This is a genomic window from Psychrobacter nivimaris, assembly GCF_043419765.1.
Classification (GTDB): Bacteria; Pseudomonadota; Gammaproteobacteria; order Pseudomonadales; family Moraxellaceae; genus Psychrobacter.
In genome coordinates this window covers 195416-207923 of the sequence record NZ_JBHOFX010000004.1, presented here as the reverse complement: position 1 = coordinate 207923, position 12508 = coordinate 195416, and the positions used below count along the sequence as shown (strand labels likewise).

11 protein-coding genes are annotated in these 12508 nt (G+C 42.0%); 3 read left to right on the top strand and 8 right to left on the bottom strand.

The window, feature by feature from the left end; translation table 11 throughout:
* Positions 1-212: 212 nt before the first annotated feature.
* Both ACHEVO_RS10345 and ACHEVO_RS10340 read left to right on the top strand, forming a co-directional pair.
* Complete coding sequence (locus ACHEVO_RS10345; protein ID WP_057761426.1) at positions 213-524, top strand: YhbY family RNA-binding protein; 312 nt, start codon at positions 213-215, stop codon at positions 522-524.
* Between the two features lie 219 nt (positions 525-743).
* Positions 744-1517: a hypothetical protein gene (locus ACHEVO_RS10340; RefSeq protein ID WP_394124849.1), complete on the top strand. Its 774-nt coding sequence runs from the start codon at positions 744-746 to the stop codon at positions 1515-1517.
* Between the two features lie 139 nt (positions 1518-1656).
* Here ACHEVO_RS10340 and ACHEVO_RS10335 read toward each other — a convergent pair whose 3' ends face one another.
* Positions 1657-2385 carry a CHAP domain-containing protein gene (locus ACHEVO_RS10335; RefSeq protein WP_102092767.1) on the bottom strand — a complete coding sequence of 243 codons (729 nt, stop codon included), beginning with the start codon at positions 2383-2385 and terminating at the stop codon, positions 1657-1659.
* Between the two features lie 249 nt (positions 2386-2634).
* On the opposite strand from ACHEVO_RS10335, the gene ACHEVO_RS10330 reads away from it, so the two are divergent.
* Positions 2635-3150, top strand: coding sequence for a hypothetical protein (locus ACHEVO_RS10330; RefSeq protein WP_394124848.1), 516 nt, complete (start codon positions 2635-2637; stop codon positions 3148-3150).
* Positions 3151-3448: 298 nt separating this feature from the next.
* On the opposite strand, the gene lpxC is transcribed toward ACHEVO_RS10330, so the two are convergent.
* From lpxC to murG, 7 genes are all read right to left on the bottom strand, one after another.
* A complete protein-coding gene (gene lpxC / locus ACHEVO_RS10325; RefSeq protein WP_057762614.1) occupies positions 3449-4366 on the bottom strand; it encodes a UDP-3-O-acyl-N-acetylglucosamine deacetylase in 918 nt (305 codons plus the stop codon).
* 324 nt (positions 4367-4690) lie between these two features.
* Positions 4691-5896 carry a cell division protein FtsZ gene (gene ftsZ, locus ACHEVO_RS10320; RefSeq protein ID WP_057761433.1) on the bottom strand — a complete coding sequence of 402 codons (1206 nt, stop codon included), beginning with the start codon at positions 5894-5896 and terminating at the stop codon, positions 4691-4693.
* A gap of 266 nt (positions 5897-6162) precedes the next feature.
* Positions 6163-7455 (bottom strand): cell division protein FtsA, encoded by a 1293-nt coding sequence (gene ftsA / locus ACHEVO_RS10315; protein WP_057761435.1) that lies wholly within the window; start codon positions 7453-7455, stop codon positions 6163-6165.
* Between the two features lie 164 nt (positions 7456-7619).
* Positions 7620-8408 (bottom strand): cell division protein FtsQ/DivIB, encoded by a 789-nt coding sequence (locus ACHEVO_RS10310; protein WP_341610248.1) that lies wholly within the window; start codon positions 8406-8408, stop codon positions 7620-7622.
* Positions 8409-8785: 377 nt separating this feature from the next.
* Positions 8786-9778: a D-alanine--D-alanine ligase gene (locus tag ACHEVO_RS10305; protein WP_394124847.1), complete on the bottom strand. Its 993-nt coding sequence runs from the start codon at positions 9776-9778 to the stop codon at positions 8786-8788.
* 23 nt (positions 9779-9801) lie between these two features.
* On the bottom strand, positions 9802-11241 hold the full coding sequence (murC, locus tag ACHEVO_RS10300; protein ID WP_101205772.1) for a UDP-N-acetylmuramate--L-alanine ligase: 1440 nt from the start codon (positions 11239-11241) through the stop codon (positions 9802-9804).
* 65 nt (positions 11242-11306) lie between these two features.
* Complete coding sequence (gene murG / locus ACHEVO_RS10295; protein ID WP_394124846.1) at positions 11307-12392, bottom strand: undecaprenyldiphospho-muramoylpentapeptide beta-N-acetylglucosaminyltransferase; 1086 nt, start codon at positions 12390-12392, stop codon at positions 11307-11309.
* Positions 12393-12508 lie beyond the last annotated feature (116 nt).

The window sequence follows — 12508 nt, the reverse complement described above, 5'->3', positions numbered from 1 at the left end:
TGGTTGCAAACTGACCAAATTCTATTGGTTAAATAACTGTTTTATAAGGCAGTAGCGTTTATAATGTACCAAACATTCAGTTTAACATTTTCGTCACGTAAAATCGTGCAAAATCCTGCTGATCTCATGCAAGATGGTCACAGATTATCTATAATGATCAATAACTGTTTTTGACAGTACCATTTTTATTTTTACCAACACTTAGGAATTCTATGCAACTCGATAACGCTACCATCAAACGTCTAAAAGGCATCGGTCACGAGCTAAAGCCTATCGTTATGATCGGCAACAAGGGTATTACTCCAACCATCACTGAAGAAATCGATCGCGCGCTAACAGATCATGAGCTTATCAAAGTGAAATTGCCTGCTGGCACGAAAGAAGAGCGTGACATCGTTGGCGCTGAACTTGCTAAAGCGGCTAATGCATCTTTGGTTCATTCTATTGGTCGTATGGCATTATTACTACGCAAAAACCCAAATGCCAACCCAAAACTGTCTAACCTAGCACGTCACGCGCAGTAATATGTCATGATAGACTGGCATTAAGTGACTGGGTTTTATGTTCACTTATATCATAGCCAAACGATAATGAAATACAAAGGCCGCGACGCATCTTGCTCGCGGCTTTTATGTTCTCCGATAGTCTCGGTTATACTTAACATATAGTATTAGTTCCCTGAATCAGTATAATTTCTCTTGTCACTATCACCTCTTTATTATTACCGTCGAGATGTACTTATAATGAAACAAGCTTTTAACCTCCGTCTAGCCACCGAGACGATAGCGAAAGATGCTCAGGAATTAGGCGTGTCTATAGAAGAGCTTGAGAATATCTCTATCAAAGTAAGTGCAGAGATCATCCAGCAACCAGCTTTGCAACTAGTGCTGACCTATCAAGTGACTCTGCCTAGCCAAATTCTAGCCAATCAATTCAATTGGCCAACATGGCAACAAACTCAAGTAAATTTCACTGATTACCTATGGGAAGAAACCTGCCTTGAATGTTTTATTGCTGGCAGCAAGATTGTGCGCTGTAAGACTGATGGTGAAGATGTCGTAGCATCTGACCAGACCGAACCTCACAAGATACCACTTCAGCAAGCAACCGCTTATATAGAGATCAATACTAGCCCTGACGGCCGCTATGCACTCTATCAATTTGAGAACTATCGTAACCCTGTGACACTACCGCCAGTACCGTTGTACGAGACCGACGGAACCACATGCGCATCTATTAATTGGCATAACTGTAAAGAGCTAGCAGATATATCAGGGGAGAACCCGTTATCTAGCACTCCAATGGTAGCGCAGACAGCCTTTCGTTATGAGCGCAGCTTTAGCCTGCCTATAACTCAACTACCGAATCAACAATACGCTATTGCAAACATGAGGATCGAACAAATACATCCTTGTGTCATCTTATGGTTTGGCAAAACTGACTTATACTTTGCCTCGGGCCATGCCTCTCCGCCTGATTTTCACAATCGTGATTATTGGCCAAAATTTGAGCTTTGATTTGGTTATATGAGCTGTACTCACTTAGGCATCCCAGTTTAAAGCACAAAAAAAACTCAGTAATGTCATAAAGAGCATTACTGAGTTTGGAGAAAACTTGAGTCTTATTTAACTGATACTTACTTCATTTAACCGATCTTTATTTGTCAGCCATCGCAAGGTAGATACCACGATCTGATGCATCATCAACATACTGCGAATCACGCCATGTCGTATAGCTGTATGTACCGCTATAAGGGCTAATGCTATTTTGACGGAAGTCAGATACCCAGTCATTGCCATCAAAAATCTGAATATGACCATGTGGACGGCTTGACGTGCGGTTATAGACAACGACATCACCAACTTGTGGTGCCATGTCGTTACTGATTTTGGTAAAGCCGGCTTGGGCTAGCGTGCCACGAGAGGCGTACTGATAGGCTGAAGGGTTAGGCGTAAATTCGTAACCTGCTGATTGTAATGCTTTACGTACATAGCGAGCACAGTAGCCAGAGCTTCTAGATAGTGCAACGCGAGATGCATTTGCTGCTGCAATAGCAGGAGCAGAGTTGCGGTCAGGTACACGGCTTGCTTGCTGCTGACGCTGTTCGTAAGACAAACGACTGGTCAGTGAAGCTAGTTGGTATTCTTTTTGCTTAGCATGAGCGCTTAGGTTGTCAATTGCTTGACTGATCTCATCGTTGCTATATACATGGGCACCACTGCTAGTGCTATAGATGTTGCGACTAGAACCATAGTTCGCAGAAGTAGAAATATTTGTGATGGTATGACTCAAGGTATTATTTGGTTGAAAGGTTGTTTCGGCAGCACCACTCGTCTGTGCGATACCCATTCCCAATACTGACAAAATTAATAAAGCTTGTTTCATAAATTTACTACCTATTGTTAATACAAGTCTACTCGTCATCCGTAACGAAGCATCAATTAATTTAGAGGATATAATCATCAAATAGACGTGATAAAATCCCTATTACAACGGTTCATTCTTTTCAAATAGTGACTAGTGCCAGTAGTACTTCCCACCTAGTCAACTATCTTATAAGCCATCTGCTATATATTGCTTTTAGCATGTCTGTTATGAGTATCGAGTTTGTCACCTATTAGATGAGTACTTACGATGTCAAAAAAACAGCCTAATCGGCTTGCCCAGCTTATAGATCATCAAGCATTTGCTGGTAGCGCGCTACCTCAAACCCTTGCTAACAACATGCGACTATATATAGAAGCAACCAACGAGATAAAAGAGCTATTGGTAGACTGTCTACCTGAAGAAATACTCAATACCTGTTGGGTTGTAGGCTTATCACCTGAGCAGTTGATATTAAGTGTTAGCTCAATGACAGCAGCAAATCATATTCGCTATTTACATAGCTCGTATTTGCAAATACTAACAGAGCAGTCAATTACATTTAAACAACTCAAGCAAATTCGCGTCGTTGTGGCTAAAAACTCTACTGATAATTATTCATCTAAACAATCATCAACATCATCACTGCACTTACCAAATTCTCGTAAAGCCAATGAAAATCAGGCGCTTAGCCAGAACACAAAACGGACTATATCACAGGCCGCAGAGCATGTCACCACTGATGAAAATCTCAAAAAAGCTCTTTTGCGTTTGATTAATCATTAAAAATACTGACCATTAAATGTAAAGTTATGTAAATAAGAGCAGGTGATGGCATTGATAAAGATGGATTTTTGTAATGTATCAGATAAAAAAAATCCTTCGTTAGCTACATCCAGATTATGGATATAGATAACGAAGGATTTAAAAACCATCTACAGCTTTTGTATTACATGCCTTAACAGAAAATTCATATAATCATATAGATAATATATTCAAAATATAGCATATTATATAAATGTAATTATGGGCTTCCTATGTAATATTGCGTAAATGTTTCGATACTTCCTGTATATTCCTGTATTTATCCTTCAATAACCAAATCACTAAGTGGTAAATACTCGATAGGACAGGTTACATTGTCATCAAAAGTTACAATTTCAAAGTTATCTTCGTCAGATAGTATTTCACGTACTAATAAATTATTTAGAGCATGACCAGACTTATAGGCGTTAAAACGACCTAAAATTGGGTAGCCAATCAGATGCAAATCTCCCAAAGCATCTAAGATTTTATGACGGACAAACTCATCGTTAAAACGTAAGCCTTCTGCATTAAGTATGTTGGCATCATCGATAACGATGGCGTTTTCCATACTGCCACCTAATGCTAGGTTATTTTGACGTAGCGCTTCTATATCACGTAAAAATCCAAAAGTACGCGCAGTGCTTAATTGTTCGATAAAGTTCTGTGTAGAGAACTGCAACTGTGCATGCTGAAAGTTCTTATCAAACGCAGGATGATCAAAATCAATTTCGAAATTTAATTCATACCCTTCATAAGGACGTAGCTCTGCCCACTTATCTTCTAGCTTTACTCGTACTGGACGTATAATTTTAATAAACTTTTTGGCCGCTTCTTGCTCACAAAATCCTGCATCTAGTAAGAGCGCAACGAAAGGCGCAGCGCTACCATCCATAATTGGTATCTCTGAAGCAGAGACCCGAACTAACAGATTGTCTACTCCTAGACCAGCGATGGCACTAAGCAGATGCTCAACCGTGCCCACTCGCGTACCACCAAACACTAAGTTCGATGACATCATCGTGTCTTGTACTAAAAACGCACTCGCTGGAATTGGTTGACTACCTTCTATATCAGAGCGCTCGAAAACAATACCAGTGTCAATCGGCTGTGGATGAAACTCCAAGTCAACAGGCTGACCACTATGTAGACCAGTACCCGTAACGGCTATTGCTGTTTTTATGGTTCTTTGGTTCATGGTTGTCTTCTCACATATTTTGTTACAATTGACATAGTGTACCATTACCGACCCCTTATTCGCTATATATAAAAAGCGCTAATTTTCTTATCTCCTTGATTGATAACACTTATCGTCAATATTCTATTGCTGATTTTTACTTTATATGGCCTACCTAATGCTATAAAACAACGAGGCTCATATACGTTTCGACAATCATATACATATAGATTACATAGAAAATTGTCATAATTTTTCTTATACAAGACGTTTCATTTTTCCTTAAATACAAAAAAACCAGCGTTAAAACGCTGGCTTTTTCTTACTCACAGTAAATTAGAAGTACTATTTATTCTGTTGACGCTTTAAATAGTCTTGAATACTGTTTGTTTTCGTCTTAGGCTGCTCTTGAGGTGCACTTGCACTAGGACGTGCAACGCTATCTTGATACTGCTGAGCTTGAGACTGCTTCTGACTATTTAAAGCGCTGGTATGCACATTAGGATCAACAGGTTGCGTGCTATTAACAGAAGGTACTGGCTGCTCTACTACTTCTGGCTCTTGTCCAGCATTCTCATCTAACGTTAAGCCAGTTGCGATAACGGTTACATGTAAGTCGTCACCCATTTTTTCATCAATCACAGAACCGTAGAAAATGTGAGCGTCGTCGATGTCAGTAATTTCTTCGACTATTGCACTGATTTTGCTCATCTCATCTAGTGACAATGATTCTGAAGAAATAACGTTAACCAATAGGCCTTTTGCATTTTCTAAACGCAAATCATCAAGTAGTGGTGATCTGATGGCTTTTTCAGTCGCTTGACGCGCACGATCATCACCGCTGGCACGGCCAATACCCATCATCGCATGACCTTTCGCAGTCATTGCCGTACGGATATCGTTAAAGTCGATGTTGATCATACCTTCGCTAGCAATGGTTTCCGCAATACCTTGAACAGCATGCAGCAATACATCATCCGCTTTTTTGAAAGCATCTTGCATAGAGATGTTGCCGTATACACTCATTAATTTATCATTTGGAATCGTGATAATTGAGTCGACAAAGTTAGTCAGCTGCTCAATACCTGCTTTAGCAGCTTTGATACGCTTACCACCTTCGAATTTGAATGGCGTGGTCACAACCGCAACTGTCAGCACTTCCATTTCTTTCGCAATACGAGCAACAACTGGCGCTGCGCCTGTACCAGTACCGCCACCCATACCAGCAGTGATAAATACCATATCCGAGTGCTCAAGCAATGCGCGAATCGCTTCTTCTTCGCTCTCTGCTGCTTCACGACCCACTTCTGGATTTGCGCCTGCCCCTAGACCACGGTTCGTTTTTGCACCTAATTGCAGTTTGTGCGGTGCAGTAAGACGATCTAGCGCTTGTTTATCTGTATTGGCACAAACGAACGTTACACCTCTGATGCCTTGCTGTACCATATGTTCAACTGCATTACCGCCGCCGCCACCAACACCGAATACAGTGAAGCTTGCTTGGCCATTGTTTTGAAGCTGATTATCATCTGGCATGGTGTATTTTGACATAAAAAAGATTCTCCAGTTGCAGATAGCGTGTAAGTCGATACATAGTAACGCACTCATGTGGCGCGCTATCGACATACTATATATAAATGTATTTAAATAAAACGGGGTATGGCTAAAATCGATCAGTATAGACAATAATATGTCATTATTACTTAATACTTTATTTTTAAAACGAATTTATTCGCAATATTACTTTATTTTTTTGCTTAACTAATTTAGAGACATTCCATAACGTATGGATGCTCTAGATATTCTGTTAAACAGGTCTATAGTATTTTCTTTAAAACATTTGCAAACCGTTGACCCGCACTCCGAAATACACCTGATACTCGATTGTTTTGAATCGCTTCAGGTTCGCTTTTTTCGCTACGGCGGAATTGCTCACTTTGACTATATAGCAATGTGCCAAAAGCTGTCTGATAAGCACGGTCATTCACTTGACTATTTAATAGCTTAAATGACTCATCATTATCAAAATGATTATAAGCGCTGATAGCAGGATGGGTGTTTGTTAGTACGACAGGCATTTTTAGTAGCTTTTTGGCAAAGGGTATCATACCTTTAATCGTACTACCGCCGCCAGTCAACACAATCCCTTTATCGATATAGCCTATCAAACCTGCTTCGTGTAATTGACGCGCTACTTCAGTAAATATCTGAACGTAACGAGCTTCAATAATACGTGCCAAGTTATAGATACCAATATTAATTTCGTCGCCCGAGCCTTGAGGCTTGAACAAAAAGAAGGCGCTTGGATCGACACTATTAACATCAGCTGTACCATGAGACTTCTTCAGCTTTTCAGCTTCAATCATGGAAATACCAAAATCAGCTGAAATATCCATTGTCACTTCATGACTGCCCGTTGCTATACAATGTGTAAAAATCAGCTTATTTTCTTTATACACACAGATGCTGGTCGTACTAGCGCCAATATCTACTAGGCAAACCCCTTGTTGGCGTTCCTCAGTCATCAAACTATACTCAGCACTGGTCACTGCATCGAAAACAATATGATCAATGCCGACGTCACAACTTTGCAATAGTTTTTGGATATTCTGACGGCTGGCAACAGGCATCATCATCATGTGGTACATCACGGTGATATTGTGTGCCATCATTTCGATGACATCATCCACCATAAAGTCTTGCTCATCGACATAGATACCTTGCTGACAGCAATGCATCAAATAATAATCAGATGATAAATCACGCGATTTTGCATTGGCCAATGCTTGTACCATATCTTTGGCACGTACGACTTCATCTTCTACTTTGACCTCTCCAGCACTGTTTTTGCTGGATAGCTCAGGGGTCGCAAGCGTTAACCAAACACTGTGCACACGGCAGTTAGCGGTGTCTTCTGCTTCTTGAATGGCTTGCTTAATAGCACCTTGCAGACGTTCACGATGCTTTATTTGACCTTGATAAAAATCGCTGTTTTTAACTTGTCCTACGCCCAAAATACGAATGTCTTTTGCAGAGACAACATTGCCTATGACGACATATACTGCCGTGGCACTTAGATGGACAACAACCAGATTTTCATTATTTTTCATGGTACCAGACAAATTATCGCTAAATAGAAGAGCAAGTAATGCTCTTCTATTGAATCATTAAAAAAAGCGTTACTAATACGCTATGATGTTGTACATATTTTCTTCAAACTAAATAAACCATATTAGCTCATATCGGTTATGTATAGATGTAATGCTTACTTAGGCTATTCTGCTTCAGCACTCTGTGTCACGTTCCAAGCAATGGTAAAGCCATTTTTGTATCGTAAATCTACAGACTGCATTTCATCTCGACGCGTACGTAACTGATTGCCAAGCAGTTGGCTTAAATTCAGTAGTTTTTGCGCCGTATTTTCATTGTCGACAATCACACGTAGCCCATTGTCAAAGCGGATTAACCAAGTCATTCTCGGTGACAGAATGATATCTTCGACCTGCATACCAAGCGGTGCATACCAATCATTGACCTGCTGCATTTGTTGCATGATAACTGGTGCTTGAGACATCTCGCCTTGTAGGGTGGCAAAACGCTCTTGTGTTAAATCTCTACTATCAGCAGGAACAAATACAGCCCCTTTTGCATCGACCAAACGTTCTGTACCAAAATTAGCAACTGCTTGTTTGGGTAATGCGTTGACGACGATGCCACGTTGCCAATCACGAGAGATACTCACTTGGTCTACCCAAGCTAAACCCATCGTAATGTCTCGCAATGCTTGCAAATCAGAAGTAAAGAAGCTACTTACTTGTTGTTGTTCCATCACGTCTTGCAATGAGCCATACTGAGCAGCAGACAAACCTTGATTACTGACATAAATATTTGCTGGCGGTGCATCACGCAGCGCTTTGCCGCCCATCATTAATATTAGCACTAGCAAACCTAAGACCAGTACCATAAATAAATACTTTACCGTTGCCGGTATTTGGATCTTAGATTTTGGGCGACCGGCTTTATCACTCATCAAGTCAGTTACCTCGTTGACAGTTTGAGCCATAACGACCTTTGTCCCTATATTTGCATAAAACTGATCATGCTATTTATTGATATAAATCTGCGTATTTTTGGCAGAAGCTTATTAAGTCGATATGTTATCAAATTTTATTAAAAATATAGCTTATATACAGCGATTACGTTAATTTAAACGTAACATTTTTCTTAAATTATGAATAAGTTATCAGTTGTATTCACAAAACAACATAAATATCACCGAAATAGACCTATTCTTACAATATTAACGTATTTTATGGTTAAACAATAGCCAAACACCAACTAGCAGCAGCGAATTTACACAAGTTTACACGAAGCTGTGGTATAGCAGCTCTAGTGACACAAAGAGTCATCACTATCTACTCAATTTAGTTGATTTGGTAATTATAGTGTTTGCGCCAAAATGTGCCAGCATAGTGCATCAAAATCTAGGCCGCGAGCTTTGGCTGCCATCGGAACCAAACTGTGACTGGTCATACCTGGTACGGTATTGATTTCAAGCAACCAAAAATTGCCTGCTTCATCTTGCATTGCATCGATACGCCCCCAGCCTTTTGCATCTACTGCACGAAATGCCGCAAGGCTTAAATCTTGCAGGTGCTTTTCATCAGCCGCGCTCAATCCACAGGGGATGTAGTAACTGGTATCGTTGCGATTGTACTTGGCTTCAAAATCATAGAAGTTAGTAATGTCGGCAGGCTCAAGGCGAATAACTGGATAGGCTTCGTCATCGATAATCACAATCGTAAATTCGCGACCTGTAATCCAACGTTCAGCCATCACTGCATCACCACACTCCACTGCAGTTGCATAAGCGGCAGGTAGCTCGTCAAGGTGATTGACCTTGGTCATTCCAATACTTGAACCTTCATGAACTGGTTTAATGATAAGTGGCAGACCTAACATATTAACCACTTGCTGCCAGTCAGTATCAGCCGTCAATAACGAAAATGGTGCAGTTGAAAGGCCGCAACCTTGCCACAATTGCTTGGTACGTACTTTGTCCATGCCTAGTGCAGAAGCTAGAATCCCTGAGCCAGTTTGCGGTATATCAAACCACTGTAATACGCCTTGCAGCAGGCCATCTTCGCCGCCACGACCATGCAACACATTAAACACGCGGTCATATTTGCGTAGCTCAGTGATGTCTTGGTGCTTTGGATCAAAATGAGTCGCATCAACGCCTTGGTTTTGGAGCGCTTGCAATACTGCCGCACCACTGTCTAAAGACACGCTGCGCTCATTGCTACTGCCGCCATAAATAACGGCTACTTTGCCAAACTGACTGGCGTCTTTTGCATGAGTCGTCGTGTCTAAAGATGTATCATTGGTAGCTGCATTTTGAGTGCTATTATTGTCTTTATTATCAGTTGTCATGAGGATCGTCCCTAAATTTTAGCTTACTTAATATAAAGGTTATTGGCAGCTAAATCGATAGCAATCTGCCCGACATTACCAGCGCCTTGGGTAATCAGCATATCGTTAGCTTTTAGCAAACGCTGCATAACAGGGGCTAGATTGTCTTTATCAATGATAGTCGGTTCAACTTCACCGCGCAAACGGATACTGCGCGCTAGTGACTTTGTATCAGCGCCCGTAATCGGACTCTCACCTGCTGAATAAACATCTAATAATAATAGCTCATCAACGCTCGATAGCACTTCTACAAAATCGTCGTAGCAATCACGGGTACGGCTATAACGATGCGGCTGAAATAGCATCACTAAACGACGATCAGGGAAGCTTTGACGAGCGGCTTTAATGGTCGCATCAACTTCTTTTGGATGATGACCATAATCATCAATCAACAAGACATTGCCATCATCGATATCGACAGAGGCATGCTGCTCAAAACGACGGCCCACGCCTTCAAATTTTTGCAGAGCACGCTCAATCGCTGCATCATCAACGCCTTCATCGGTCGCCATCGTGATGGCAGCAAGCGCGTTATAGACATTATGTGTACCAGGAATGTTTAACGTCAGGCGTAATGGCTCACGGTCACGGCGCAATACGGTAAAGTGAGTTTTGGTTCCCTCTGTCACTAAGTCTACAGCTTGTACGTCATTGAACGGCTCAAGACCAAAGGTTAATACTGGACGACCGATATCATCGATCATTGCATACAGCTCAGGATCGTCACCGCAAACCACTGCTAAACCGTAAAACGGCATATTTTGTAGAAATTGGATATAAGCGGCTTTTAATTTATCAAAGCTGTTCTCGTAGGTTTCCATATGGTCTTGGTCGATGTTGGTCACAATCGCGGCCATCGGATGCAATGACAAGAACGATGCATCAGACTCATCAGCCTCTGCTACCAAGAAACGGCTGCTACCCAATGCTGCATTTTTTCCTGACGCATTTAACTTACCGCCGATGACATAGGTAGGATCTAGCTGTCCTTCTGCCATCATTGTGGTGAGCAAACTCGTCGTTGTCGTTTTGCCATGCGCGCCAGCAACCGCGATACCATGACGATAGCGCATTAGCTCACCAAGCATATCGGCGCGGCGTACCACTGGCAGGCGAGCTTCAAGTGCTGCTTTTACCTCAGGATTGCTACGATCAATCGCTGATGAAACAACTATGACGTCAGCATTGGCAATGTTTTTGGAGTCATGGCCAATCGATATCTCAATACCAATCTGCTGTAACCGTTTAGTCACCAAGCTTTCTGCGATGTCAGAACCACTGACCTGATAGCCTTGATTGTTCATTACCTCAGCGATACCGCACATGCCTGAGCCACCAATACCGATAAAATGCAAATGCTGAATGCGGCGCATTTCTGGTATTTCAATCAAACGCTTAGGTAGAGCTTTCGCAGAGGTAGGCATAAGGATCTCTCTTTATTAAAGGTCAATAAAACTTGGTAAATTCAAATAAGGGTATAGATTACAGACTATAGCGCTTGCCAAATGATGTCAGCAACTTGCTTACTCGCACTACGGTTGGCCAATGCATGGCCTTTTTTTGCCATCGCCAAGCACTTCTCTCGATTGAGTAGGCCAAGCTCGTCACTTAGACTTTTGGCAGTTAGCTCTGACTGCGGCAATAGAATTGCCGCATCATGCGAGGTCAACGTGCGCGCATTAGCCGTCTGATGGTCATCCACTGCATGCGGTAGCGGTACAAAAATAGCGGCGATACCGACGTTTTGAATTTCCGTCACGGTCAATGCACCTGCGCGGCAAACGATGATATCTGCCCAGTTATAAGCTGCAGCCATATCATCAATAAAAGGCTGTACAGTAAACTGATGGTTGTTTAGATTTTGCTCGCTATAAGCCGCTTGCGTGGCTGCTTCATTGTTGCGTCCACACTGGTGTAGGACTTCAAATGGTTGATCTAGTAATGCTAACGCTTTTGGTACTGTATCATTTAATATCTGAGCGCCAAGTGAACCGCCGACTACCAACAGTTTAAGCGGTGAACTGTCATTTACATCGTAGCGTACCGTTGGCTCTGCGACACCAGTGATGGCATTACGCACAGGATTGCCCACTGTCTCAAGCTTGGCATCTTGCTGACTATTAGCAAAGGTATTCTCGAACGCTTGTAACGTTTTGGTCGACAGTTTAGATAGGTAGCGGTTGCTCATGCCAGCGATGGCATTTTGCTCATGGATGATCAAAGGCGTATTAGTCATACGCGCAGCGATACCGCCAGGTGCAGTGACATAACCACCGAACCCAACGACCACATCAATCTGATTACTGCGAATCACTTTTACGGCTGCCATCGTCGCGGATAGCAGAGTCATTGGTAGCTTCAATAATCGACCAACGCCTTTGCCACGAAGTCCTTGCATATTAATAGCGTGAAAAGGATAACCCGTCGGCTCAACCAACCCATTTTCCATACCGTTTGGCGTTCCCAACCAATGAATCACCGCACCGCGCTGGGTCAACTCGTCGCTCACTGCAAGCGCTGGAAAAACATGCCCGCCAGTACCAGCTGCCATCATCAATATATGCGGTGTTTTCATGAACGCCTGCCTATCTTTACTTTATTTATATGAAGGGTTTATCTCACTGCTGCGGTAGCAATTATGAAAAATAATGACCTAGCAAAAGCCCGCATAGTATAGAGGAAATCATTGTC

Excerpts from the sequence above, each read along its gene's own strand:
- ACHEVO_RS10345 (WP_057761426.1), top strand. The coding sequence starts at position 213 with ATGCAACTCGATAACGCTACCATCAAACGTCTAAAAGGCATCGGTCAC.
- ACHEVO_RS10340 (WP_394124849.1), top strand. The coding sequence starts at position 744 with ATGAAACAAGCTTTTAACCTCCGTCTAGCCACCGAGACGATAGCGAAA.
- ACHEVO_RS10335 (WP_102092767.1), bottom strand. The coding sequence starts at position 2,385 with ATGAAACAAGCTTTATTAATTTTGTCAGTATTGGGAATGGGTATCGCA.
- ACHEVO_RS10330 (WP_394124848.1), top strand. The coding sequence starts at position 2,635 with ATGTCAAAAAAACAGCCTAATCGGCTTGCCCAGCTTATAGATCATCAA.
- lpxC (WP_057762614.1), bottom strand. The coding sequence starts at position 4,366 with ATGAACCAAAGAACCATAAAAACAGCAATAGCCGTTACGGGTACTGGT.
- ftsZ (WP_057761433.1), bottom strand. The coding sequence starts at position 5,896 with ATGTCAAAATACACCATGCCAGATGATAATCAGCTTCAAAACAATGGC.
- ftsA (WP_057761435.1), bottom strand. The coding sequence starts at position 7,455 with ATGAAAAATAATGAAAATCTGGTTGTTGTCCATCTAAGTGCCACGGCA.
- ACHEVO_RS10310 (WP_341610248.1), bottom strand. The coding sequence starts at position 8,408 with ATGGCTCAAACTGTCAACGAGGTAACTGACTTGATGAGTGATAAAGCC.
- ACHEVO_RS10305 (WP_394124847.1), bottom strand. The coding sequence starts at position 9,778 with ATGACAACTGATAATAAAGACAATAATAGCACTCAAAATGCAGCTACC.
- murC (WP_101205772.1), bottom strand. The coding sequence starts at position 11,241 with ATGCCTACCTCTGCGAAAGCTCTACCTAAGCGTTTGATTGAAATACCA.
- murG (WP_394124846.1), bottom strand. The coding sequence starts at position 12,392 with ATGAAAACACCGCATATATTGATGATGGCAGCTGGTACTGGCGGGCAT.